Source organism: Caballeronia sordidicola (assembly GCF_000729995.1).
In the GTDB taxonomy this organism is placed as follows: domain Bacteria; phylum Pseudomonadota; class Gammaproteobacteria; order Burkholderiales; family Burkholderiaceae; genus Caballeronia; species Caballeronia sordidicola_A.
In genome coordinates this window covers 18,623-44,176 of sequence record NZ_JNFG01000206.1, presented here as the reverse complement: position 1 = coordinate 44,176, position 25,554 = coordinate 18,623, and the positions used below count along the sequence as shown (strand labels likewise).

Below are 25,554 nucleotides of genomic sequence, written 5' to 3'. Positions count from 1 at the left end.
TGCGAGAAGCTGCTCAAAATAAAGAACGACACAAACAATGTCGCGCTCGACACCGTATGACACCAGCGCGCTCCAATACTTAGAGAGGGGGCCGCAGGCTGCGACCTCAGATGAAAAACATCAAACCAATTTTTCGCGAACGCTTCAATGTCTATGTGGACTGGGCGAGGTCCGGCCATATAGCAAGGACCGGAACTCTCGACGGTAGCTAACGGGCGCACCGCCTGCGAGGTGCATCTGAAAATCTACAGCCAACGCAAGGCGGCTGGGACAACCGAACTGCGGGGGCCAGCGCTAGTTGGCCGTCTCGCCGCACGGCACATCCACGTCGTCCCAGCGTCGCACGACCGTCGGGTCCAACCAGTCTGCCGCGCGACGAATCCAGTCCGCGTCAATCACTCCGTCGCTTGAAGACAGCTTTTCGGTTCGGAACTTCGGCAAGGCTCCTCAACCGATTTGCCCGCTCGAGCTTGGACGCCAACTCTTCAACTTGCTTGAGACGTTCGAGTGCTTTCCTCCGTATTTCAGCTAGGCGCCGCTCCTCCGCGGCCTTGGCTTCCGCGATAACTTGGCGCTTGGCATCAATTTCGGCTTTCACGCGCCGGCGTATCGACAGTTCACGAAGTCGGCCGACGAAAGCCACGATTTTGGTTTCAACGGACGCGCTCCGACTGTCGTCAGTTTTCGCTAACTCATCGCTGCTATTTGGCTCGGTCACCGTAATATCGAACTCACCCGTTGGATGATATTCGTACTGCTGGGTGTGGAAGTTGAGTCCAACTTCTTCGTTCTTATATCGTTGTTCGCGCATCAGAGGCATTGGCTCCCGCCGGCTACGTTCGCGGACATTGAACGAAAGGTTCAGGCCGAGTATGGCGAGGAATGCGGGGCTGTCACTCTTAGCGCTACCGGAAAGCCAGTAGCCAGCAGCCAACAGTAATTCGAGCACGAGATTGAGAAGCAGCGCCGCACGGAAGCTGTTCGTCTGTGACGCGGCAACACACACGAGTTCGGGTCCGTCGCAGAGCTGCCAGCCCCTTGCGTCGCAAACGCTTGCCTTCGAGCTTCTTCGCGACTCGCTTGGCTAGCGGCAAACAGTCCTCTAAGGAGGTCCGCAGGGGTAGGTTTGGAATCGCAGGGCGATGCGGCAAGTCCTCGTCAAGACTTTCACGATATCGGACATCGAATACATCGTCCAACGGCCCAACGTACCTAGAACGCCGATAAGTCGTTGGTCCCTTCGTCGTGCCAAGCGGTGGCCTCCCACGGGCCGGCCTGCAGCCAGTTTTGCCCGGTAGCCGACCGGTGGGAGCGGCACTTCGAGGTCCAGGCATATTTTCCGCAGTCCAACGTCGGAAGCGCATAGCGTTTCGCAACCTTCGTAACCGGCTCCGCCAACACTTCCTCGTAGAGCTCCTCGCGTCGAGTGTCGGTGTGTTTCCAGCCCATCTCTGTGCCTCCGCGAACTAGAAAAACAAAAACGACGGTCTACGTGGGCGATTAGGTCCCGCCTAGACCGTCGCTGCTATATCAAGCGACACATCGGACTCGCTCAATTCCCAGATGGAGGACGACGCGCCATGCATAAATAAGCGGCTACATTCCGCGTGGAACGCTCAATCGGAAACACGGTGGTATCAGCCCAGGTCCCGGCGATGCACTCGCATGCGACGCAACGCTCAGCGGAACATGGCGGTCCGCAGCTGACCCGCAATGGAATTGCGGCAGGCAGTGAACGCAGTCCCGGTCGCCAGTGCCGGCAACATTTCGAGCACAGCAAGATGCCGTTCGAGTGAATGCCTTTATAACAAGGCCGTTCGCAGTTACAGTTAATATTTCCGAGCTCAATATCATCCCGTGACTACCGTCGATTTCCATCATATTCGAGCCGAGCCGAGAAGCAAGCGCGACTCATTTGAATCTCTATGCGTACTGTTGTTCCAGCTGACGACGGACACGACATCCAGTGACAAATTCGTGTCGCTCCGAGGCGATGGTGGCGATGGAGGTGTGGAGGCGTATTTTGAGGGCGTGTCGGGCGACGTTCTAGGATTACAGGCGAAGTACTTCTTTCAGTTGGGTTCTAGCGAATTCTCACAAATAAAGAGTTCATACCGCACGGCGTTAGAGAACTACCCGACGCTTACGGAATACCACGTCTACATTCCGTTCGACCTCACCGGAACCCGTTCGGGCGGACGACACGGAACTAGTGAGACCTCGCGGTTCAATGCGTGGAAAGCTGAGGAGGAGGCCGCGTCGGCGGCGAAGGGGCGACCAACCCAAATCATTCTTGTCGCTGGTGCCGAGGTTTTGCGTAAGCTGTTATCAATCGACAGCAACGGCGGGGTCCGCAGATATTGGTTCAATGATTCCGTGTTACCGGAGCATCAGATTGCGAATGGCATCGAACAAGCAAAGGCATTTGCCGGTCCTCGGTTCTCCTCGCTTCTGGATGTAGAAACCGAAGCACACTTGGCGCTGGATTTCTTCGGACGCATTGCATCCCCGGATGAATGGGTGCGCAGCAACGTGTCTCGGTTTCGCTCGGACTTCGCCGGCCTGCTAAGGCGCGGGAAAGATGTGTTTTCGTGCTTGAGCGCTGACGATTGCACGTCAGCAATTGCGACGCTCTCTGTCGTCGTCGACTTGCTCACCGAGAGCCGCACTCCCGGATTTGTAAGTCATCTTGTGGACAAACTACAAGACGGTCTTCGCACACTGTTGCCGCTGACCGAAGAGGCTGAGCGGCGGCAGTATCAGGAATTCTGCGACAAGCATGGGCCGGAAAAAGACACGCCAAGTTTCCGACAGTTTCAAGCTGAATACATGGTTGCTTTCCCTGCGGGCAATCTTGACGCGAGCCGCGATGCGGTTAAGGACATCACTGACCTGAGTAGGCTGTTGGAGACTCCCGCGGTGCGAGCGTCGACAGCAAGGTCTCTGCTGCTGGAAGGGCCTCCAGGTGTCGGGAAAACACACGCGCTCGTAAGCGCGGCGCAGCGGAGACTCGACTCAGGTGGTTATTCGCTAGTGGTTTTCGGAGATGACTTCTCGGGCGGTGAGCCTTGGGAGGTTATCCGAACCAAACTGGGCTTCGGTGGGGGAATCAGTCGAGATGAATTGTTCGAATGCCTTTCTGCTTGCGCGTACTCGACAGGTCTGCCGTTCGTCATTTTTATCGACGCGCTCAACGAGAGTCCCAATGCGGCCCGCTGGAAGGACAAGCTTCCTGAGTTCTTGACACAGCTGGACCCGTACCCCCAACTTCTCGTCTGTGTTTCCACACGAGACACATATCGCGACTTGGTTGTGGACGCCCGCTTTCCGGGGTTCGCCTTCAAACACCGCGGATTTGACGGTCGGCAGGTCGAAGCGTTAGAGGCGTTTTGCGCAGCGTACGGACTGAAAAGGGAAATCACACCGTTGTTTTCCGACGAGGTAAGCAACCCACTGCTGCTCCACCTTGCATGCAAAACCGTCAAGGCGAATGGCGGCGAATCCTTGGATTTGTCAGCGCCGGGTTTCACGGACCTGTTCGAAGGGTACATGGCCCTCTGTACCTCTGCGATTCGGGCCCGGCTAGGATTTTCGAATCCGGCCAATCAAATTCGGCGCTGCATGCTTGCGATATCGCAAGCGTGGAAATCAGACTCCGCAGAAAGCGTCGATTATGCGGCGGCCGCCGCGTCGCTAATCCCAATCCTAGCCGGCGAGATAACACCCGGGGTGATGCTAGACGAAATGCGCCGGGAGGGTCTGCTGATACTGACTGAGGATGGCCGCGACAACTGGTCTGTCCGTTTCGGCTACCAAAAGTATGGTGACTATCTCAAAGCAATAAACCTTCTTGAACGCTGCACGGCGGACGGTTCGCTTGATGTCTCCCAGCTTCGGGATGAACTGGGCCGTCTTCTTCCCCGAGACGCGGGGCTACTGGAGGCTGTCGCGGCAATCCTTCCCGAGTGCGCAGGCATTGAGATAACCGACGCCTCGCTTGCGGTCAACGAAGAATCCGCTAGCGCCGCGTTGGTTGAGAGCATCGTCTGGCGTTCGCGTAACAGCGTTTCGCATGCGACCACGGAAGCGTTTCGCCGTTGTCTGTTTTCGCATGGCCTTTGGGAGAAAGTGTATGAGACCGCATTCAAAGTGTCACTGCTGCCAAGCTACGGCTTGAACGCGGATTGGTTGCATCGGCTCTTTGGCAATCAGACTCTGGTCTCACGCGATGTTTACTTGTCCAGAACGCTTTATCGTTCATATGACGGTAAAGGTGTCGTCAGGTCGATACTGGAGGCCGCCCTCCGGGCCGATATCGCTCGGTGGCCGGAGGAGAGCCGGCGACTGCTATGCATTGTTCTCATGTGGGCGACGAGTTGCGCCGACCGCCGTGTGCGCGACCACGCTACGAAGGGCCTAACACGTGTTTTTAGCCTCTACCCTTTCCTCGCCGGGCAAACCGCGAACCTCGTGGAAGAGTCTGACGACGACTACATAATTGAATCGTTCACACTGGCTGTCTACAGCGCGTGCCTCTTGGCCGGAGAACGGCAAGCTGACTTCGTGGGCCTGCTGGATGAACTGGCGGCGCCTGCCTTCGGTATTGCAAACATAATGGTGCGCGAGACAGTGAGGATGCTTGCCGCCCAGCTTGCAATGACCACACAGCTTCCGCCCGATGTCATGACCCGCGTCGACGCATTTCGCGTTCCGCTCGAAATGCCGGAGCGCTGGCCTAGTTACGTTGATGCAGAGGCGATGACCAAGATTGCACATCTGCCTAGCAATATGAAGCTTGGCGGTGACATGGGAACTGATTTCTGGCGGTACGTCGTTTTGTCGAAGCTCCGAAGGTTTGACCTGACCGCAGCGGGACTATCTGCAGAGAACGTCGCCTCATGGATGATGCTCGAGGCAATCAAGCTGGGATACCCAGGAGAAAACAACCTTGCGGTGAGCTATGACCGTGAGATTCAGAATGTTTACGGCTTTGGTCGCGCACGCGCGGGTCACGTGGAACGGCTAGGAAAGAAATACTACTGGATAGCTTTACACCGTCTCGTCGGTATCTTGGCAAGAAACGTCCCGCTGAAACCCACATACGGGTCCGAGCCGCCACTTGCTGCCGAAGATTTCTGGTCCATCGAATTGCGGAAGGTTGACGTAACCGATGTCCGCGATATCTCTGAGCCCCAATCTTATCCAGAGACCGTTTTGGGAAATGCCCGCTATCCGTTTCCCGACGCCTCGGCGATAGGCGATATCGCTTGGCTCGACCATGGCGACCTCACGTCCCACGAGCACTGTCTGCAACGTACATCCCCAGACGGTCGGGAATGGGTGTGTATCTCTTTTTACGCAACTGACAACGAGCGGGATGACGATGCTGATTTCGGTGCAAGCAAGCATCGGTACGTGACGGTGGATTACGCGTGCGTAATAATTTCGGCGGAGCGGAGTGTCAGCAAGCGTTTTTTGACCGAGACACATGCGTTCAACTCTCAAGGAAATCACTGTTACAGGGCGTTCTTCGCTGAATACCCTCGGTCGGTACCGTTTAAGCAGTGTGTGGCTCAGGAGCATGTATATCTCGGGTCGAACGGTCTTCTGGCCGCTGAAGTCGAATTGATGAGAGGGAGAGAGTGGGACTACGACTACGCTTCCGATGAGCGCCAGACGAACCTCCATGTTCCCGCGCCAGCATTCATCGAGCATCTCGACTTGACTTGGGACAAACAGTCCGGCTGGGTAGACCGCAGCGGAGAGCTTGCCGCGTTCTATCTAAATGCGGAGCGACGTTATGGACTTTATCTGCGGCGCGACCTGCTATGCCGGTTTCTGTCGGATACGCAACAGCATCTCTTATATGCGCGCTTTCACAACCGGGGCAGAATGGACGGCGCGAGCGTTGACGCGTGGTCATATCTCCGCTACGACGGCGAAACATTGAGCTTACTGCATGAATCGTTTGACCGTTACCGCCCCTAATCGTCATTATGAGCAGGGCGGTAAAGAGACGTGCGACAGGCCACGCCACGATGTCTGGTGTGGACTATCGCGCATAATTCGCGTGACCATCGGGACCACCTCATACGGGAAGGCGCGGCATGGCACTCTTAAAAAATCTCCTGGGGTTCTTTGGACTGATATCTCGGACCGCTCCTGCGCCGGCGCCCCGGCCGGTGGCAAGCGTACCGACCGCCGAAGCGATGGACAAAGAGCCTGTTGAGCTGAGCCGGAAGCCTATCCGGCTTCCATCCAAAATCGACGACATGATGGACTTCGGACTGGCGCAACACTCGCCCAACAAGCACTGGTCTGTCGGGTACTGGGACCCGGGGCCGGATGCTTCGCAGAAGCGCCAAAGAGGTGTCCGGCTTCGCGACAACTCGACCGGCCGGATTGTGGCCACGGTCCGCAACCTAGAGCGCCCTTTCTCTGTCGACGTTTCGGACACGGGCGTTTTCGGGGTGAACGATGCCGGGCAGGCCGCGGAACTTTCCGCCAACCTAGTCATTTTCGATACGACGGGCACGCAGGTGTATTGGCGCGCGTACAAGGCGAATCTGGCCGGCTTTAGTATCTCGCCGTGCGGCCGGTACGTCGCAAGCCAGACCTGCAATTCGGGCAACGAGGACAGCTTCATCCTCGAGATACATGACGTCGCACAGAAGCGGGTGTTGGCCTCATGCACGCCTGTCGCAGGCTGGAGTTCGGAATACACGTTTGAAACCGACGACGGTAAGCTCAAACGTGTTTTTGCGAAAATTAATTCTCTTGGGAAGTTTGCGTACTCTCCGACCGGAGAGTTTCTCGACGCGAAGAAATTCATGACCACGCGCCTTACCAAAGGCGACCCATGGACACGCATTCGTGCCGCAGGGGAACTCGTCCAGACGGACGAGTCCGACAAGGCACTTCAGCGCGCGTTCGGTGTTGTCGAAGCAACGATTGCCGCTTTCCAACCGGGGCAGGACGACAGGTGGCTGGCGGGCGGCTATCGCCTCAAGGGCGAGTTGCTGGAAAAGATGAACAGGCCAGCCGAAGCAATTGAGGCCTACCGTGCCGCACTCGGCCGCGATTCAAAGATTGGCGTCAAGAAGCGGCTGGCCGCGATGGAAAAAGCAGCCTCGCAGAAGTTGTTGCTCGATACCGGAGTCGAGCAAAACGCGGAGAGCGAACCGCGGTCGGATGGCCTCCAACCCTGAAAAATCTGTCACCGTACTACCGTCGCAAGTAATGACGAAAATGTTCCTGATATTCCACCTTGCCGTGCTTGTCCCATCGACTCAAGGTGTTACGCAGTCGGTATCCAACGGGGATGCGTACATTCACGACGGACGATTCGTCAACGCAGCTGACTAGGAAGCAGTGATTCTATAAGGCCGATGCTAGCATTGGGGCCGATGAAAATTGAATATAGTGCGGGAGAGGGCGATGGAGCAGTATGAAGGCATGCGATGGCTGAAATGCGATTTCCAGGTTCAGACGCCGGAGGACAACGCAAATTGGTCCGACGATGCAACTAGACTGGGCGACCCTCGCCGCCCTCTGACACCACCACCTCCGGATGCTAGCGGGAACATTGGCCCTAGCAGACCTGACGAGAAACGACTACAGGAAATAGCCTGCCTTTTTCTGCGACGTTGCCATGACCTGGAACTGGAGCTTATCGGGGTTACGGACCATAACTTCTCCCAAAAAGTCGAGCCGCGGGATTGGTTTCTGACTCATCTTGTTGAGCAGAATCGGTCTGTCGCGAAAGCACTCGGACGGCGACCGCTTCATATCCTTCCTGGATTTGAAGTCGACATCGGATATCACGTCCTCTGCCTGTTTGCTCCAGCCATAAAGATGTCGCACGTTCGTCGAGTGAATATGATTCTCGCAAAACTTGGGCTTGTGGAGACTCAGCGGTTCAGAGCCGGCCAACCGCAACCCTTGCGAATGGCGGGCCAGAATGTCAGTCTGAAAACGTTAATAGAGATTGTTCAGGATGAGCACGGCGGCATCGTTATAGCCGCGCATGCGGACCAAACTGACGGGATTCTTTCTCAGCCTCGCAATCTGGAGGACTACAAGAACCCTGAGCTATATGCGGTCGAAGTTACATCCAACCCTCCGGCAACCCACTATCAGGACATTATTGGAGGAAGAAACCGTGAGTGGTCCCGGGAGGACCGTCATCCCGCCTGCGTAATGTCATCGGATGCCAAGTCGTTGGCAACCGATGAAGACGGGAACCCACGTGCCAACTCACTAGGATATCGGCATACTTGGGTAAAGATGTCACGGCCCTCGATAGAGGCGCTGCGGCAAGCATTTCTAGACTCGACGTCGCGGGTGCGATTGCTTGGCCGCAAGCCGAGTGACGAGCAGGCCCATCCCAGATTCAAATCCATTGAAGTCAAGGGTGCCACGTTCATCGCGGACCAACGACTTGAGTTTTCGGAAAATTTAAATTGCGTCATCGGTGGGCGTGGTAGTGGAAAGTCGACGCTGCTTGAGTATCTGCGATTTGCCTTCACGACAGACGAGCGTGCCATTGGCGATTCAAATACGCAGTTGGGCCGGAAGCAGGCGCAGTTACTCTCTACTATTGCGGTGCCGGGCGGAGAGGTCCGCGTAGAGTTTCAAACACAGCCGGGCGTGACTGATGTATTGGTCTACACGCCGTCCAACCGAGCGGAGCCCAGACGAATAGACGGCCGAGATGTGGATGATTTACCGACTGTCTTGCACCAACTTCATGTGCAATTTTTCGGTCAAGGCGAGCTGAGCACTATGACCGACGGCAGTGGGGGGCAAACCCAGATAGTGGCCCTTCTGGACGCCGCCTGCGGCCCGGAACTCGAAGCCTTGGCTGCCAAAGAACGAGACTTGCGCACAGAGGTTCTTCAGCGCCTGCAAGCGAGCCGGCAGGCAGCCGAGATTTCAAGCCAACTCAAGGTCGCCGTGCAAGAGGTGACTGAACTTACTAGGCAACTCACAGCGCGACAGTCGGTTCAGGGCTGGTTGGGCCGCAGTCAGGCAGCGAGCACCGCCGGTCGTTTTCTGGACGGGCTTGTGGACGGTAGTCGTTCTCTAGTCGATGGCCTGACGAGTGAAGCAGCAGACTTATCCACTACCGCTCCTGCATTACCTGATGACCTGAGTGACTGGCCACATCCCGACTGGTTTAAGAGCGCAGTGGCCCAGGTTGACGTCGCCCGACTAAAACTCGCGGAGGAAATGCACCAAGCTATTGCTCGCTACGAGGCGGCAGTATTGATTGCCGTTGGTGAAGCAGCGGCTGCGGATATCAGAAAGTCCATTCTTGAAGCTGCCGAACAGTTCAAAATCGCGTGTACAGCGAACGGTGTCTCTCCGGAAGAAGCCGCTCGGATAAAGGAGCTTGACGAACGAAAGTTGGATAAGCTCACCCTCGTGGACGAGCTTCGAACAAAGCTGGACAGCATCAGTGTGATTGCAAGCGAGCTCGACGCGGCAATCGGCAAGCTACATGCTGTCTGGCGGGAACAATTCAAACTTCGTGAGCGCGTTGCGGATTCGCTGCAGTCCGCTATCACGTCGCAGCGGCTTAAAGTCCACGTATCCTATATGGCGGACTCCAGCGAATTTATGCGCTTCTGGCGGGACATGGGCCCCAAAGACGGTAGAGGGAAGCTCGCACGCAAATGGGATGAGATTGGCGAAGACATACTTGAGCTGTGGTCTCGCAGCGACAAAACGACGTCCCCTTGGGAACTGGTCGAGAGATGCAAGGATGACCCTAGAGCTCTCCCGTTTTTCTACGGCGAGATGATGGATGATTTGCAGCCGGCGCTCGAAAGACATATGTTTGGTGAGGGTAACTTGCCGTTGTGGGAGAGCGCGCGCGTTACACGCATCAATGACGTAGTGGACGTCGAATTAATGAGGGATGATGGTACTTCTGCAGGTACCACGAATGGCACCTTGTCGGAGGGGCAGCGAAACACCGTACTGCTGAATCTGCTTCTGGCCAGAGGAGAAGGGCCTGTGGTTGTAGACCAGCCGGAAGATGAATTGGATTCGAATTTCATCTATCGTGCGCTGGTGACAGACTTGCGGGCAGCAAAAGAGAAGCGGCAGATTATTGTCGCGACACACAATGCAAATATCCCAGTGAATGCGGATGCGGAACTGATTTATGCGCTTGAGGCTCATGATGGCCGCGGGGCATGTCTGACGAGCGGGGGCCTGGACCGGTCGGCAGTATCGAAGGCTGTGCTTGACATCATGGAGGGGTCAGCAGAGGCGTTCCGACGTCGTGGCGACAAATACCATTTCTAGAAGATGACGTCGTGTATGTCCTTTCAACACGAGTTCGGTCGATGCGTTCTCGCTGTCTGTCATCAAGATGGGGGGCAGCTTCGGAAGTTGTTCACCTATCTTGTTTTTCAAAGCGATGCCATTCTCCGCGCACAACGTAGTTGCCCTGAGGGAGACGCTTGGCCGAAGTGCTAGAACATATGTCGGGGGCTTCGAGAAAGGGATAAATGCGCTAGTGCCGGTCACAGTCGAAGCGATGACTGGTACGGAATACACCAACCTTCGCCTAGGAGTCGACGATGCTACCGCTGTTCGCAACAAGGTGTTTCACAGTCAATTCGCAAACAGATGTTTGCAGCGTGAGGGCCTGAGGGACGCGCTGGAAGTTGTGTGCGAATGGTGCAAGCCATCGTCGTGGGCGCAGAGCGAATGGTGTTCTTTGATGTATTTACCAGACCGACCTTCGTCAGAAGGGCGAAGGGATTGTCCCAGGAGTTCAAGCTTAAACTGGCCAGCTTAGAAGCGTACCGTGACTTCCTTAGGAAAAATTTCGAACGTTACTCAGGACATCGTCAAGGCATGTCATAGGCGCCTATAGATTCCACGCACATCGAGTACCCATTCCCTTCCGCCTATATTTAAGCTTTTTAAAGGCCTGAAGAAAAACGAATTAAAAAAGGATTACTCAATGTCGTTTGTTTCATCTACACGGTGTATGTTCGAATATAGCAACTGTATAAATCTGCTTCGGGTCGGGCGAACGGCATGCTGAGCTTACCACGATAGCCATCCAACTGGCGGATTCCCCTATATGAACGTATAGGGGAGTGCATGGAGAATTCGTCGCAGAAGGTCAGCGCACCAGTAGGAGCGCGAGCGTTTCGCGGTGAGTTAGGCGTGACCGAGTGCGGTGTGCAGCCAGCTGCTCGTCAATCATCATCGGTGTCTTCTGTCTGGTTAACTTAGTGACCGTTAGCGGGGAGTCGGTGAAAACAACCATGAAAGGCGAGGTGTATTGAAGCGAGAAACTCTGCGGTTGATGATAAGGCAGGTGACATCCGCCCTTAAAGTGCGATGCCATGATGCGGTGTTGTTCACTCGAATTCAGTGAGTCTCGAAGTCGCAGGCTCCTCTCAAATGAGGGGAGGTTGACCCGCTTTTCATCTGTGCACACGGCCCAGCTTACGCCTCGGAGGCTTGAGTGTGCGTGAGAATCAGCGATGACATCGCGCACATTTCGCGCACGTTTTCTTCATAGAAGGTTGGCAATGAGTCTCCGAGCACGCGCCCCCAGATATCGTATCAAAGAGGAATGGCATAATCATCAGCACTCCATAGTTTATTCGATTGATTGGCAGGTGGAATATCCGTTCGAGTATCTTAGCGATAAAGCCCGTGCGCGCTTGGGTCGTATTGGAGTTGAGGTTTGCAATCAATTTGACGCCCGCAAAAATAAGTTGCTCTTTCGCTTGCTTGAGGCCTATCTGGCACTGACTGGACAGAGGCTGGATTTGCGAAACGGCAAGTTCACCTCTCGGAACGCGATGGTTGAGTTTCTGGGAGTCTTGTATTCCGAGCGTTTCATGGTTGCAAGCTATGCAAATCGAAACTCGCATGCACGCGCTTGGAGGCGAATACTCAAGCGGGCGATACCAGAATCAGAAATCGATATCCCGGCACTCCGCTCGGCTGAATATGTGATGTGGCGCACGAAAACGAGTGAACGGTTCGAAACCGCATCGCTAGACCCAGTTCAAATCGACCTCTGGCGCGGCTGGGGTATCACGAATGTCGGTGGGTCGACAGCGTGGTACAACTTCCGAGAGTTGTATCTACGTTTCGGAAGAAATTTTGTTGTTGCATTGGTCGACGGATGTCGCCGCTTTAGGCGAAACCGAACGGACGGCGCAGTGCCTCTAGCGCAAGAGTTCAGCGATTTTCTGGTCAATCTGCCGGAAGGATGGGTTGTCGAGTCATTTAGCGACATCACGCAAGCCACTATTCTTCTTGGTAGGTTCCTGCGACATGTGGCTATGGAAGCCGATAAGCAAGATAAGGAGTATGAGTGGCTAAGAGTCTCGTGGAGTCGCTTTGGACACCTGTTCCGTAGCTATTTGAGTCGAGACGGATTGTTCGCGAAAAGAGCCAAGCCCCCCGGCTTGCCATCGTCAGGTTCAGACCGTTCAAACACGCATCGTCGAAGTAAATCCGACGGGACCACTGTCATCGCCAAACTGCTGACAGACGTTCCATTGCAAATAAGCAATCAAGAGGCCACAGACCTCATTTTTCGACGGATTGGCGCTGACATCGAACTTATTCGCCGATGGGCGGAAATGGAGGTGCGCGATATATGGGTACGCTTCCAACGACGAAAGGAACTCGCCAAACTTGGAACTGCGGCGGTACTTAACGGACTAGGGGTAAAAAGGACGCCCCCGCCTGGCCGAGACGACGTTAATTGGGAGGCGAACGCATGTGCCACTTTGGAACAGTACGGCTTCAAACCCAGTAGAGATACTCCATTGTACAAGTACTTTCCGATGCCGCTGGGCGACATCGCGGATGACCTGCTGGCGCTGCCCACAAAAGGAGCTCTTATTCCTTACATGACGCTGCTAGTCATGACACATCCGAGGCTGACGGCCGGCTTCTTCCACGAGCTTAAACTTTTTGATTCCACTAACCAATCGTCTGGGATTGTAGAAACCGATGCTGGATGGTTGCTTGACGGAGATAAACTTCGAAAGGGGCCCGAGAAGGCGCAACAACAAATACACCTTTCTGATGTAGATGCTGAATTGATGGCCCAGGTCATTGAATTGACGCACCCAGTTCGGCAATACCTTAAGGGGAAAAATAATCCCATTTGGCGATACCTGTTTCTACATTGCGGCGCAGGATTCGCATACCCCCAGACCGTGTCTCCATCGAATGAGGTTGCATACGCCCGTGCCGACGATAAGCTGAAGGAGCGATTCATGGCTAACGACTGTATGTCGCAAGGTGATGCGCAGCGCTTGAGCTCTCGTTTCTCGCTAACCACGCTTCGCGCGAGTGTTGGTATCCACGGGTACATAAAAGAGCCGAACATTCGGAAACTTGCCGAGAACCTAGGTCACGAAAAATTTGACATCAGTCTCATTCGGAGATACATACCAGCCCCCCTTCTAAACTTCTTTGAAAATAGGTGGATTCGATTGTTTCAGTGTGGCTTGCTTGTGCAGGCGTTGGGCGATGATAGTTCATACGTACTGCCAGCGACAGGCTTTACGACCCTTGATGAATTGTCAGAGTTCATTGACAACCATGCGCTTAAGTGGCGCCCGAGGGAACATTCTGCGCAACGGTCCACCGGACGCTTCGAGCATCTCGACGATGAGGTAGTACTATCGATAAGCGTTCCGACGCTAACGATACTTGAAAGCTTGCGCCTTGCTATGAAGGAAGTTTCCGATGTGGAGACAAGTAGTCTGGCTACGATGTGGCACGGCTATGCGGAGTCGGTGGCTGAGTACATCGAAAACTGCCAGCCTCCCCGAGACGACTTCTTGGCTATGCTCCGGTCGGCTCGACAAAAAGCGTCTTCTTGTTTGATAGAAAAGGAGGCCTTGTATGCTTAAAGGTATGCCGCAAGATTTCTACGAGACGCTAGAGCGGATAACGGATGTTACTGGCTTGTATCGGGACGCATGGTGGTTGCTGAGCCAATTCGAAGACCCTGTCTGGAAATTGCTGTTTCCGGACGGTCACGGAGGGAACACATATATCGACTGGGCTGTTCGCTTTGGAAGCGGGCTGCTCACCGATTCCAAGTACGCAGATACGTTGAAGATTTTTAAGACATATCTCATTGTGCTAACTCACCCAGTGACAGTGGGAGGAAAGCCGATAGGTGATGCCGCAGCACGCAATACGGTAAGAAAAGGTTGTCGAATCATCGACTACTTTCTATTGAACCAAGGCGAACTTAAGCTCGCGACCTACGGATTTGGCGTGCTTACCGAAAACGATATAGCGAATCTGCTCTATCGGTTCGAGCGGGGACCAGACGACTCGGAAGCTATTTACGACTGGACGAGCAGACTCAGCGGATGGTTGAACCAGCGACTGCACGAGCTTGAGCCTCTCGCAGGCAAGTTAGTCGCGAGGCATGTCGCTTTCAGAGAGCACGCGATACCAGCGGAGGACTGGACACTGAAAGTCGAGTCAGACCGTTTGGCCCTTTGGAAGGCCGTGTTGTGGATTGAAGGCTGTTACAAGCATGGAGACGAGAGTGGCTTTCGCTTCGTACCCCATACGGTAAGTATTTCGTCGAAGATATACCCGGAAACTTTAGTCGGAGGAGGGAGGAAACCAAGGTTCGAAGAACTATGCCTCTATCCGATTGACGATTACGAGAGAGAGTACGGGGGAATCAACGTTCGAACTGGAGAAGGCGAGGGCCCTAGCGCCAAGTATCTTCGGACCGGATGTCGAACTGTACAGGCAATGCTGAATCTCGAGCTTGCTGGATTTTCATTGCCTAATGATGCTTTTCAAATTGCGCAGGACTATAAGCCTGTTGCACCTGAGCGTATGGCAAGTGTGGGGAGATTTCGGAATCCACCATTCTGGCAAGTCTTGGACGGAATCAAGCAAGCAACAGCCTTTTGTGCCGAACATGGTGACGACTTGCTGGACAGTTATTTCAATATTCTCGTGGCGGCTAGAGACGAAAATCGCACTTGCTATGCCCTTTTGTTGCGTCACGACATCCGCGATTTCCTGACACCGGGAGCCGTCGCGATGGGGGTGAAGCACTGGTGCTTGCGGATGAGGTCTGGCGGCGCCTATGCTGGCAAGAACTACAAGCGTGCTCGGGATATGAACGCGTGGGAGCGGGAACGGTTCTTTGCAGAGTTTAGGCATGGACGCGGACTGCTGCAAAACATTCGTGTTTTCTATGGTGCGATGTCTCATGTGATGGGGCCGATGACAGCACGGAGGCAGTCTGAGTTGCTGCGATTGCGCTTGAAGACATGTTTAGACGAATCCCGCCAGTCCATTCTTTTCGAGAATGCTAAGTCGGGAGCGCTTGGTGTTAGAGAGAAAGAAACCCGCCCGATACCACCTGTTGTAGCAGTGCACATTACGCAGGTCGAGCGATTTCACGACAAGCTTGTGGAGGCAAGATTGCTGGATGCAAATGGCAATCTATTTGCACTGCCGGCTGCGCGGGGAATGTGTATACCCACCAGCCGTTCGTTCAATGGGTGCTTGGACGCTTTCTGCGACTTTTTTGAGACCCCACTCGACGACAAAGGCTTGCGTCACTACCTTCGTGAGCATCAGTTCCGTCGATTCTTCATCATCGCATTTTTCTTCAGTGCTCGAACGCGCAACCTGGATACCCTGCGATGGTTTGTTGCGCACGTTGACGCCGAGCACCTGTGGTACTACCTGACGAACAACGTGGCGGGAGATATGTATCGAGAAGTTGCTGCGTATTTTCTGACCGAAGAGCTTCGACTTCCCGAGGAGGCCCGCGTAGTTGAGATTCATGAAGCGGCCTACGAGCACTTGGCTTCGCATCTGGGCATGCAGTTCGGAACGCGCAAATTCTCGCTAATCGACTATGACACCCTAGAAGCGTATCTCGAGAGCGAGCTTGATAGCGGCGTTATGGTCGAACCGGAATTTTTCCCGTTCGTTGCAGATTTCCCTTACAAGATTGTGGTCAAGCTACGGAGGGCCGCATGAGCGCCGAAGACGAACGGTCGGAGTTGAAACTGAAGCGCGAGCCTTCGACAGGCAACGAACGGAGTGTGGTGGCGTTAGCAAAGCTGCTAACTGCAATAGCTCAAAGACCGGAAAAGTTTGTAGGGGATGAACCGCTGATGTTCGCCTTGAAGCGGCAGAGCCGCCTCGCATCGTATTCTCGGCCAGAGGCAGAGGTCGTAGCCACATCGCGGTGCACGGTCCAGCGGATGTCGGAGCGATTATTCGACCGCGGATTCGAGTGGTTTGATGAGAAACGTCGGAAGGCGTTGAGCAGGTTGCAGGCAGTGGAAGCAAAAAAAATCAAGCCAGACCGTAGAACGAAACAAGGGCTGGAGGGCCAGTTGCAGACCGCAGAGCTAAGCCGGGTGCAAAGCTTAGTCGACTGTTGGCAAATTACGAACGCATTCCACGCCGCGCTTAAGAAGGCTCGAGCTCTCGCGAATCTTAGCCGCGACCCAGCCTTGGTCGAACGATGGAACAAGGACGAAGCGACGTTGCTCGCAATGTTCAGTATGGCCACGCGACCTGTCGTCAAGAAAGGGAGCGAAGCGGAAAGATGGCTAAAACAACTGCGCGCGTAGACTTTGACCCGCGCGCGATGCGAAAGCAAGCGTTCGTACTGGCACCGAAGGGAACGAAACTCTTTCGCTCCGCAACGGCTTCCGGCGAAGTGGTTGGCCAAGAAGTGGGAGGTTTGCCCCTACCTTGCTGGCCTGACGGTTCTTGGTGCATCGAACTAGCGGGATATATGCAGACTCTCGCGCGCAAAGGCCTGTCACTCGCTGACAACGGGGGGACGCCGGGAGCTTATGCTTCACAGCTCTCCCACGTCGTCCGTGAGTGCTATGCATTGGGCGTTGACTTTCACGAGCTTTCTAACGCTCAATTTGAAGACTTTATCAAGAGTCTTACGGATGAGATGAACGGCTCAGAGCCTGCCCGCTCTACGCGCAGAGTCGGTGATATCGGGCGGAGGACCCTTGATTTTCTTAGTTATATCGGAACGCGCTGCAATATTCCTGACTTGGTGTCGTTAGACGGGCCGTATATCAACGGTGAAAGGCGAAGCTACGAAGTCATGTTGAAAAATGGTGGAAAAACCACCCGATATTATTGGCATCACAATTGCTTTCCGCCTAAAAGTCCTGCGCACGTGCGTTATCCGGTGCCTGAGGACTATATCGCTCAGATGCGAAGAACAGCAGGCGAAATTAAATCTAGTCACTTTTTGAAACGCCGGCGTCTAACTCTTTTGCGAATTCTGGAGGTTACCGGCGCGAGACGCATTGAGGTCGCAAACATGCTCGTCAAAGATATACTGAACGCGAAAGAGATGACAGAGCCGTTCTTGAGAATGCCGACCTTCAAGCGCGGAGGAGGCGAGCCGGAATGGCGGGTAATCCCAGTTAAGCATTCCGACTTGGATTTCATAATTGAGTATATTAAATTTTATAGAAAAACGATTGTGTCTAAGAAGTTTTTAAAAGGGGACCACGGTGTTTTGTTTGTCAGCGAAAAAACAGGGAAACCGATTAGACCCAACACAATTACCTTGGAACTTCATCTGCTTAGAAAGGCGGCCGGGTTCGTAGGTAGAGCTCACCCCCATCTCTTCAGACATCGATATATTACGATGGCAGTTTTTCGCTTAATTCGAGCGTATCGGTTGCGCGACGCAGACCATTTTGCCGATTTAATGATAACGGGGAAAGAGTTCGCGCACGAAGTAATGCAACGAACTGGGCATAAAGATATTAAGTCTCTCCAACGTTATGTCGATTGGGCCTTCGCGCTTTCCGGCGCTGCAGAAGGGAAGCTCGACGAAGTCAATATTAGTGAGCTGGCGAGGAGCGGACGCGCCACGGTGACGGAACTAGAAGCGATGAAGGAAAGTATGAGCCCGGAGGAGTTCGCCAAAGCTGCTATGGCTGGCATGATTGGATTGGTGGATGAGATGTCGAAGGTCGACGGTGAAAAACGTTCTCCCGATGCATTGGCCCGGCTACGGAGCGTTATGAGAGAGTGACTTGTAGAAGCTCCCGCTGTTGTCCAGCGGGAGTGGGCGGCTATCTTTTTCCAATATTTGGTCGAACTTGGGTTGCTCACAATGGTTTGCTCATGTTTTCAAGCAACGCATTGAAAACATTGTATTTTTGTTGTGAGCAACTTTGTGTCGAAAAGCGAAACATGGTGTTCATCGAGGAACAGCACGCCGAGATGCGCGAGCGTGATCTCGCCGGGTTGCGGCGGATTGCGCCCGCCTACCAGCGCGACGGAGCTCGATGAATGATGTGGCGCGCGAAACGGTCGCTGGCGCCATTGCGAGGGCGAAAACCCGAGCATGCTGGCGGAGAGTATGGCCGCCGACGACAACGCTTCGTCATCGGTCATGGGCGGAAGAAGGCTGGGTAGCCGGGCGGCGAGCATTGACTTGCCCGCACCGGGCGGCCCCACCATCAATAGATGATGTCCGCCTGCTGCCGCAACCTCGAGCGCGCGGCGTGCGCCCGGATGGCCGATCACATCGACGAGATCGGGCAACGGCGCGCGCCTGCGCAGCGGAGAATCGGGCGCCGCTCCGCGGATAGGCGTTAGACGGCCGTCGGCCGAACCGCTGAGGTGTGCGCACAAAGCGGGCAGATCAGCAGCCCCGAATACATCGATACCCGGCACCAGCGCCGCTTCCGCCGCGCTCCCAAGAGGCAGATAGATTTCGGGCATGCGGGGATCGGTATCGCGGATTGACGCGCCCTCGAGCGCCAACCCGGCGCGCGCATATTGACGCGCAGCCCCACACGCCATGGCGAACGCGCCACGCATGGGGCGCAGCGCACCGGTCAGCGACAACTCTCCGGCGAACTCTCGATGCAGCAGCGCATCGGCCGGAATCTGGCCGCTCGCCGCCAGAATGCCCAATGCGATCGGCAAGTCGAAGCGGCCGGATTCCTTCGGCAGGTCGGCGGGGGCGAGATTGACGGTAATGCGGCGAACGGGGAAATCGAAACCGCAATTCTGGAGTGCTGCGCGTACCCGCTCGCGGCTTTCACGAACTTCGAGATCGGGCAAGCCGACGATTGAAAACGAAGGTAATCCATTGGCGAGATGAACCTCTACGGTCACCTCAGGCGCGCGCCCAGAGGCGGGCGCGCGGCTGCGCACCACGGCAAGCGACATGATTTTTTCCCCGCTGCCGTTGCCTCGCTAAGCAGAGGCAACGGTTTAATGACCCAACATCACGGCTCGCTTAGCCGATGACACGCTTTAGAACATCTGCACTTCAGTCCTGGGCACTGGAAGAACCAGACGCCGTCGGTCCGCCGCCCAGCTTCGCTTCCAGTTGCGCGACGCGTTGTTCCAGCTCCTCGAGCCGGGCGCGTGTACGCACGAGCACTTGTGTCTGGGTATCAAATTCGTCGCGTGTCACCAGGTCCAGCTTCGAAAAACCCTGCGACAGCATGGCTTTCATATTCTTTTCAATGTCCTTGGCCGGCGAATTCTTCAGCAGTTCGCTCATCTTGGCCTGGAAATCATTGAATACGTCGTTGGGTTGTTTCATACGATTTTCCTCTTGCGCACCATAAAAGTGCATTCATTGTTAGCTCAGTGCTCCGGCAAACCGGATGATCCATTTTGGTGCGTACTCTTGCGCTCCACGAGAACTTCGAGGCGCCTGCGCGGCAAAATTTTGCGCTTTGGAACACGTCCGTTTGCCTGGACCTTGCGAGCACTCTAGCAACGATCCACGGTGCGCGCCAGCGAACGCAAGCGGCGCTGGCCATCCGGTCTACCCCACGCATTACAGGCCTTGCGAGCCAGACAGCAGGCCGCGGACGCGCGCATGGCATACGAGTTGCATATGTGCCCCGGGCCTTGTCCGTGCGCGCTTTTCCGGGCGGTTGACAATGCGGCGTGGCGCATCAGACGCCGCTCGCGACGGACATGAGGCAGCGAGGGATCAGGCATGGGACCAGATTAAGGCGCGATAGCGCCAACTCTGTTCGACACCACAGCGAGGGATAAATGAAGCTCATTACCGCAATCATCAAGCCGTTCAAGCTCGACGAAGCACGCGAAGCGTTGTCGGCTATTGGCGTCTCGGGCATCACCGTGACCGAGGTAAAAGGCTTCGGCCGCCAGAAAGGCCACACGGAGCTGTATCGCGGCGCCGAGTACGTGGTCGATTTCCTGCCGAAAGTGAAGATCGAAGCAGCGGTCTCCGACGACATCGTCGACCAAGCGATCGAAGCGGTCGAGCGTGCGGCCCGCACGGGCAAGATCGGCGACGGCAAGATTTTCGTCACCCCGATTGAACAAGTCATTCGCATTCGCACCGGTGAGACCGGCGCGGACGCTCTCTAATAAAAGACACGGCGATAAGAGGAAACAGCAGAATGCGTAAATTATTGATGTCCTTGTTGATGGCGGGGTCGCTGCTGGGAGTCAGCGCCGGCACCGTGATGGCGCAGGATGCGTCCGCCCCGGCGGCTGCATCGGCCGCGGCTTCAGACACGACCGCGGCAGCGCCTGCAAGCGCGCCAGATACAGCCAGTGCGGCCACCGCAGCATCGGCGGCCGCTCCGGCTTCCGGCGCATCCGATGCCGCAGCGGCGCCCGCCGCACCGACGGAACCGTTCTCTGTTGATTCGTCGAAGATCAACTCCGGCGACACCGCCTGGATGCTGACCTCCACCGCCCTCGTGCTGTTCATGACGATCCCGGGCCTCGCGCTCTTCTACGCGGGCATGGTCCGCAAGAAGAACGTGCTCGCGACCGTGATGCAGAGCTTCGCGATCTGCTGCCTGGTCACGATCCTATGGACCGTGGTGGGCTACAGCCTTGCGTTCACGCCGGGTAACGCGTTCATCGGCGGCTTCTCGCGGGTGTTTCTGCACGGCATGAACTACATCCACGGCGACAAGGCGACCACTCTGACCGTCAGCCACCTGGCTCCGACGATTCCTGAGACGGTCTACTTCGTCTACCAGATGACGTTCGCGATCATCACACCGGCGCTGATTGCCGGCGCGTTCGCCGACCGGATGAAGTTCTCCGCGATGCTCGTGTTCATGGGACTGTGGACGATCATCGTCTACTCGCCGATCGCTCACATGGTCTGGGAACCGACGGGCTGGTTGTCGGCCGCTGGCATCCTGGACTTCGCAGGCGGCACGGTGGTTCACATCAACGCCGGTATCGCAGGTCTGGTTTGCTGTCTGGTGCTCGGCAAGCGAGTCGGATATGGCCGCGAAGTCATGGCGCCGCACAACCTCGTGCTCTCGCTGATCGGTGCTTCGATGCTGTGGGTCGGCTGGTTCGGCTTCAACGCGGGTTCGGCAGTGGCGGCTGACGGCCGTGCCGGTTTCGCGATGCTCACGACGCAAGTCGCTACCGCATTCGCCGCGTTCGGCTGGATGTTCGCGGAGTGGCTCGCCAAGGGCAAGCCTTCGGTGCTCGGCATCATCTCGGGTGCTGTGGCCGGCCTGGTGGCCATTACGCCGGCTTCGGGTTATGTCGGCGTGACGGGTGCCATCGTGATCGGTATTGCGGCTGGCGTGGTCTGCTTCTGGTCGGCGACGTGGCTCAAGACGAAGCTCGGCTACGACGATTCGCTCGACGCGTTCGGCGTCCACGGCGTGGGCGGTATTCTCGGCGCGCTCCTGACCGGCATCTTCGCGGTCAAGGACATTGGCGGCGCGGACGGCAGCATCCTGCTGCAAGCCAAGGGCGTACTCACCACGCTGGTCTACAGCGGTGTGGTCAGCTTTGTCCTGTTGAAGGTTATCGACATGGTCATGGGTCTGCGTGTCACAGAAGAAGAGGAACGTGAAGGCCTCGACGTGACACTGCATGGCGAGCACGTCGAATAAGAAGTTTTTTGGATGGGGTGATGCCCGGCGCGAGAGGCCGCGGCGTCATCCCCATGATCGAGCGCAAGCTACAGCAATGCGGCTCCGAGACAAGCGCAGCGATTTTTGCCCGCCCATTACCGGCGGGTATTTTTTTGCCCTGGTTTTTGTCTTGGTTTTTGCCTTGGTTTTTGTCCCGATTTTGTACGAGGTAACGGTTTCTGGCGGACGGCATTGGTGCAAACAGCGGCACGAACCGTGCGAATAGGCTTGGGAAAAGGGAGTTCATACCCAAATACGTGGGGCGTTTGTTCTACAATCTTTCCTCTTAAGTCCGCGAGTCATCAATGGTTCCGCACCTCGTTACGGCTTTAAACGGCCCTTTGCTCGATCTCGAGCGAAAGATACTCGACGCGACGCCGTCCATCGAACGCTGGTTTCGGCTGGAGTGGCAGGAACATACCCCGCCGTTCTACTGCTCGGTAGACCTGCGCAACGCCGGTTTCAAGCTCGCTCCCGTCGATACCAACCTGTTCCCCGGCGGCTTCAATAACCTGCCGGTGGAAGTGTTGCCGCTTGCCGTGCAAGCCGCCATGGCGTCCATCGAAAAGATCTGCCCCGACGCGAAGAACCTGCTCGTAATCCCCGAGCGCCACACCCGCAACGCGTTTTATCTCGAGAACGTGGCGCGGCTCGCGACCATCATGCGTCAGGCCGGGCTGAACATCCGCTTCGGCACGCTCGATGAAAACATTCACGGTCCGGTCACCATCGCGCTCGCCGACGGGCAGAAGATCGTCCTGGAACCGCTCGAACGCACGCCGCGCCGGCTGGGCCTGAAAAACTTCGATCCCTGTTCGATCCTGCTGAACAACGACCTGTCGGGCGGCATTCCGCCGGTGCTGGAAAATCTCCACGAGCAGTTCCTGCTGCCGCCGTTGCACGCCGGCTGGGCCGTGCGCCGCAAATCGAATCACTTTGCTTGCTACGACGACGTCGCGAAGAAATTCTCGAAGCTTGTCGAGATCGATCCGTGGATGATCAACCCGTATTTCGCGCACGTGGAAGGCGTGGATTACGAGGCGCGTACCGGCGAGGAAGCGCTGGCTGATGCAATCGATGGCGTGTTAAAGAAGATTGCGAAGAAGTACCGGGAGTATGGGATCAGTGAAAAGCCGTACGTCGTGATCAAAGCCGATGCCGGCACCTACGGCAAAGGCGTGATGACGGTGCACGATGCGTCCGAAGTCGCCGCGCTGACCAAGCGCGAACGCGTGAAGATGAACGACGCGAAGGATGGCCTCGAAGTCCACGACGTGATCGTGCAGGAAGGCGTGCATACGTTCGAGCGCGTGGAAAATGCGGTCGCCGAGCCGGTGGTTTACATGATCGACCGGTATGTGGTCGGCGGGTTTTATCGTGTGCATGATTCGCGTGACCGCGACCAGAACCTCAACGCACCGGGCATGCATTTCGTGCCCCTCGGCTTCGAGCACACGGCCTTGCCCGACGCCCACGCGAAGCCCGGCGCCGCGCCGCCGAACCGCTTCTATATGTATGGCGTGGTGGCGAGGTTGGGGTTGCTCGCGGCATCGGTGGAGCTGGAAAAGACCGATCCCGAAGCCATTCAGGTCTAAGCTTCACCCCATCACGACGGCCGCACAAAGTTGCGGCCGTTTTGCACTTCAGGCGCGAAGGCGCGCGACGTGTTAGAAATCGCGTATTGCAGGACTGACGGCAACGCGTATTTACATCGATCAAATCAAGGCCGAACGGCCGCTCTGGACGCTTATGGACATCCTTTTTATCGCCGATCCGCTCGATCACTTCAAGATCTACAAAGACACGACCTACGCGATGATGGCCGAAGCCGCGCGTCGCGGACACACGATTTATGTGTGCGAGCCGCAGCATCTGGCCTGGGTCGGCACGAAAGTGGAAGCGGCAGTGCAGCGCGTGACCATAGTCGGCGACGAAGCCGATTCCGCGCGCTCGCCGTGGTACGAAGCTGCTGCGCCGGAGATCCTCGACCTCAAGCATTTCGGCGCGGTCCTGATGCGCAAAGACCCGCCGTTCGACATGGAATATGTGACATCCACATGGCTCCTGGAACTGGCCGAACGGACCGGCGCACGCGTCTTCAACAAGCCGAGCGCGATCCGCGATCACTCCGAGAAACTGGCGATCGGCGAGTGGCCGGAGTTCGTCGTGCCCACGCTGGTTACCCGCGATGCCGCGCGCCTGCGTTCTTTCCATGCCGAACACGGCGACGTGATCCTGAAACCGCTCGACGGCATGGGCGGTATGGGGGTGTTTCGCGTGAAGGCCGATGGCATGAACCTCGGCACGATCGTGGAAATGCTCAGCGATAACGGCGCGCGCAGCGTCATGGCGCAAAAGTTCATCCCGCAGATCACCGATGGCGACAAACGCATCCTGCTGATCGGCGGACAACCCGTGCCGTATTCGCTTGCGCGGATTCCGCAAGGCAACGAAGTACGCGGCAACCTGGCAGCGGGCGGATTGGGTCGCGCACAACCGCTCACGGAAAACGATCGCAAGATTGCGGAAACGCTGGGACAGACGCTCTTCGCGCGCGGCTTGCTGCTGGTCGGGCTCGATGCTATTGGCGACTATCTGACCGAAGTGAACGTGACCAGCCCGACGTGCTTCCGCGAAATCATGGACCAGACAGGTTTCGATGTCGCCGGCATGTTCATCGATGCATTGGAACGAGCGGCGGCTTAGTCGTGTGAGCAGGGACAAGAAGCGAGAAATTAGAGGCGACTGTCGAAGAGGGCAGTCCGCCCGTTGATTTCTCCCAGACTGTTACAATCTCCCCCTCATGAGATTCGTTTCGTGGCGCGATCCGGCCCCGAAATTGAAAGTGGAAACTTGCTGCAGCGCGTTGCGCTGCAGCATAGCGTGCAAAATCCGACTAAGCTTACGTATAGGCGATTGTTGAGATTTCTGCACCCGGATCGATGTTGCAGTCGCGTTTTGCAGTATTTGGCATCGCAATTGGCATATATAACGCAAGTTCCCACGATTTCCGACGCATCTCGTCGTTTTGGGGCAGCACACTCTGACATGGCTGGCATTCTAATTATTGCGCACGCTCCGTTCGCTTCGGCGTTACGTGAGTGCATTACCCACATCTACGGCGGTTTGCCCGCTCGCATCGGTGCGATCGATGTGAAGCCGGATTGCGATCCCGTCGAAGTCCGCGCGTTTGCACGCTCCGAAATCGACCGTCTGAAGGAAGAAAACGGTGCGATCGTCCTCACGGACGTGTTCGGCGCAACGCCTGCGAATATCGCGCAAAGCCTGGCAAGCGGTAGCGTTCGCGTGCTCGCCGGCGTTAATCTGCCAATGCTGGTGCGCGCGGTCTGCTACAGGACCACGCCGCTCGACACGCTGGCTGAAAAGTCGCTGCAGGGGGGATCGAAGGGCATTCAGGAACTCGATGCCTCGACGCCCGTCAACCCTTGCGCAATCGCCAGTGCGGCAGCCGCCGCTGCTGCTGCCGTTACCAGTTGCGCTGTGGGTGCTGCCGCGACCAGTTGCATGCCCGCCAAGGTGGCAAGTCACTGAGTCGCGTCCGGCTGAGTTGAGTTGCCCTGCTGGCAGCACACTGGCAGCACGTTGAAAA

At 56.2% G+C, this 25,554-nt stretch carries 14 protein-coding genes and 1 pseudogene; 12 read left to right on the top strand and 3 right to left on the bottom strand.

The annotated features are described in order from the left end of the window. Positions 1–391 precede the first annotated feature (391 nt). Positions 392–1,006: a hypothetical protein gene (locus tag FH08_RS0143440; RefSeq protein ID WP_031364366.1), complete on the bottom strand. Its 615-nt coding sequence runs from the start codon at positions 1,004–1,006 to the stop codon at positions 392–394. An 851-nt stretch (positions 1,007–1,857) separates the two neighbouring features. Here FH08_RS0143440 and FH08_RS0143425 point away from each other — a divergent pair. The 7 genes from FH08_RS0143425 (at position 1,858) to FH08_RS0143385 (ending at position 18,082) form a co-directional block, all read left to right on the top strand. Beyond that, positions 1,858–5,988, top strand: a complete 4,131-nt coding sequence (locus FH08_RS0143425) for an ATP-binding protein (protein WP_031364364.1) — start codon at positions 1,858–1,860, stop codon at positions 5,986–5,988. A 119-nt stretch (positions 5,989–6,107) separates the two neighbouring features. Beyond that, the gene (locus FH08_RS0143420) at positions 6,108–7,208 is read left to right on the top strand and encodes a hypothetical protein (protein ID WP_152603064.1); all 1,101 of its coding nucleotides are present in this window, start codon (positions 6,108–6,110) and stop codon (positions 7,206–7,208) included. Positions 7,209–7,437: 229 nt separating this feature from the next. Beyond that, the gene (locus tag FH08_RS0143415) at positions 7,438–10,314 is read left to right on the top strand and encodes a TrlF family AAA-like ATPase (protein WP_031364362.1); all 2,877 of its coding nucleotides are present in this window, start codon (positions 7,438–7,440) and stop codon (positions 10,312–10,314) included. A 1,247-nt stretch (positions 10,315–11,561) separates the two neighbouring features. Then, complete coding sequence (locus tag FH08_RS0143400) at positions 11,562–13,916, top strand: hypothetical protein (protein ID WP_031364360.1); 2,355 nt, start codon at positions 11,562–11,564, stop codon at positions 13,914–13,916. After that, on the top strand, positions 13,909–16,035 hold the full coding sequence (locus FH08_RS0143395; RefSeq protein WP_031364359.1) for a hypothetical protein: 2,127 nt from the start codon (positions 13,909–13,911) through the stop codon (positions 16,033–16,035). Before FH08_RS0143400 ends, FH08_RS0143395 begins: the two co-directional genes overlap by 8 nt. Next, the gene (locus tag FH08_RS52815; RefSeq protein WP_031364358.1) at positions 16,032–16,637 is read left to right on the top strand and encodes a hypothetical protein; all 606 of its coding nucleotides are present in this window, start codon (positions 16,032–16,034) and stop codon (positions 16,635–16,637) included. The genes FH08_RS0143395 and FH08_RS52815 overlap by 4 nt, the downstream gene beginning before the upstream one ends. Next, positions 16,613–18,082, top strand: a complete 1,470-nt coding sequence (locus tag FH08_RS0143385; protein ID WP_031364357.1) for a site-specific integrase — start codon at positions 16,613–16,615, stop codon at positions 18,080–18,082. Before FH08_RS52815 ends, FH08_RS0143385 begins: the two co-directional genes overlap by 25 nt. 128 nt (positions 18,083–18,210) lie before the next feature. On the opposite strand, the pseudogene FH08_RS0143380 reads toward FH08_RS0143385, so the two are convergent. Next, positions 18,211–19,230: pseudogene (locus tag FH08_RS0143380) on the bottom strand (YifB family Mg chelatase-like AAA ATPase); the annotation flags it as partial. Between the two features lie 103 nt (positions 19,231–19,333). Then, complete coding sequence (locus FH08_RS0143375; protein WP_031364355.1) at positions 19,334–19,612, bottom strand: accessory factor UbiK family protein; 279 nt, start codon at positions 19,610–19,612, stop codon at positions 19,334–19,336. A gap of 464 nt (positions 19,613–20,076) precedes the next feature. Here FH08_RS0143375 and FH08_RS0143370 point away from each other — a divergent pair, with 464 nt between their 5' ends. The 5 genes from FH08_RS0143370 (at position 20,077) to FH08_RS0143345 (ending at position 25,496) form a co-directional block, all read left to right on the top strand. Further along, a complete protein-coding gene (locus FH08_RS0143370) occupies positions 20,077–20,415 on the top strand; it encodes a P-II family nitrogen regulator (protein ID WP_031364354.1) in 339 nt (112 codons plus the stop codon). A gap of 32 nt (positions 20,416–20,447) precedes the next feature. Beyond that, positions 20,448–21,923 (top strand): ammonium transporter, encoded by a 1,476-nt coding sequence (locus FH08_RS0143365; RefSeq protein ID WP_031364353.1) that lies wholly within the window; start codon positions 20,448–20,450, stop codon positions 21,921–21,923. A 326-nt stretch (positions 21,924–22,249) separates the two neighbouring features. After that, positions 22,250–23,539, top strand: coding sequence for a glutamate--cysteine ligase (gene gshA, locus FH08_RS0143360; RefSeq protein ID WP_031364352.1), 1,290 nt, complete (start codon positions 22,250–22,252; stop codon positions 23,537–23,539). Between the two features lie 154 nt (positions 23,540–23,693). Next, entirely contained in the window at positions 23,694–24,650 is a 957-nt protein-coding gene (gene gshB / locus FH08_RS0143355; protein WP_031364351.1) for a glutathione synthase, read from the top strand. 342 nt (positions 24,651–24,992) lie between these two features. Continuing rightward, positions 24,993–25,496 (top strand): PTS sugar transporter subunit IIA, encoded by a 504-nt coding sequence (locus tag FH08_RS0143345; protein WP_031364350.1) that lies wholly within the window; start codon positions 24,993–24,995, stop codon positions 25,494–25,496. Positions 25,497–25,554 lie beyond the last annotated feature (58 nt).

Bases quoted from the DNA above. Each gene is read 5' to 3' on its own strand.
- FH08_RS0143420 (WP_152603064.1), top strand. From the start codon at position 6,108: ATGGCACTCTTAAAAAATCTCCTGGGGTTCTTTGGACTGATATCTCGG.
- FH08_RS0143415 (WP_031364362.1), top strand. From the start codon at position 7,438: ATGGAGCAGTATGAAGGCATGCGATGGCTGAAATGCGATTTCCAGGTT.
- FH08_RS0143400 (WP_031364360.1), top strand. From the start codon at position 11,562: ATGAGTCTCCGAGCACGCGCCCCCAGATATCGTATCAAAGAGGAATGG.
- FH08_RS0143395 (WP_031364359.1), top strand. From the start codon at position 13,909: ATGCTTAAAGGTATGCCGCAAGATTTCTACGAGACGCTAGAGCGGATA.
- FH08_RS52815 (WP_031364358.1), top strand. From the start codon at position 16,032: ATGAGCGCCGAAGACGAACGGTCGGAGTTGAAACTGAAGCGCGAGCCT.
- FH08_RS0143385 (WP_031364357.1), top strand. From the start codon at position 16,613: ATGGCTAAAACAACTGCGCGCGTAGACTTTGACCCGCGCGCGATGCGA.
- FH08_RS0143375 (WP_031364355.1), bottom strand. From the start codon at position 19,612: ATGAAACAACCCAACGACGTATTCAATGATTTCCAGGCCAAGATGAGC.
- FH08_RS0143370 (WP_031364354.1), top strand. From the start codon at position 20,077: ATGAAGCTCATTACCGCAATCATCAAGCCGTTCAAGCTCGACGAAGCA.
- FH08_RS0143365 (WP_031364353.1), top strand. From the start codon at position 20,448: ATGCGTAAATTATTGATGTCCTTGTTGATGGCGGGGTCGCTGCTGGGA.
- gshA (WP_031364352.1), top strand. From the start codon at position 22,250: ATGGTTCCGCACCTCGTTACGGCTTTAAACGGCCCTTTGCTCGATCTC.
- gshB (WP_031364351.1), top strand. From the start codon at position 23,694: ATGGACATCCTTTTTATCGCCGATCCGCTCGATCACTTCAAGATCTAC.
- FH08_RS0143345 (WP_031364350.1), top strand. From the start codon at position 24,993: ATGGCTGGCATTCTAATTATTGCGCACGCTCCGTTCGCTTCGGCGTTA.